Origin of the sequence: Salinicola sp. RZ23, assembly GCF_003206675.1 — a bacterium.
Classification (GTDB): domain Bacteria; phylum Pseudomonadota; class Gammaproteobacteria; order Pseudomonadales; family Halomonadaceae; genus Salinicola; species Salinicola endophyticus.
In genome coordinates, this window is record NZ_PZJK01000009.1 from 280,733 (window position 1) to 281,007 (window position 275).

Consider the following 275-nt stretch of genomic DNA (forward strand, 5'->3'; position numbering starts at 1 on the left):
CTCGAAGCGCAGCGGCGCAGCCAGCCCTACCGTCACCCGCTGACCCACCATCGCCCGGTGATCGGCGGGCCCCAGACCGCCACCGTGGTCGGCCCCGCCAACGAGGAGATCCACACCGATCACCTCAACCGGGTGCGCGTGCAGTTCCACTGGGACCGCCAGGGTCAGCTGGACGAAAACTCCAGCGTCTGGCTGCGGGTCTCTCAGCCCAATGCCGGCGCCGGTTGGGGTGGCGTCTTCGTACCGCGTATCGGCCAGGAAGTGCTGGTCGACTT

General features: G+C 68.7%; 1 protein-coding gene. It reads left to right on the forward strand.

Annotated features, from left to right (window positions below; genetic code table 11):
* Positions 1-275: phage baseplate assembly protein V (locus DOM67_RS20120; protein ID WP_232825209.1), on the forward strand; the 275-nt coding region annotated here is incomplete at both ends.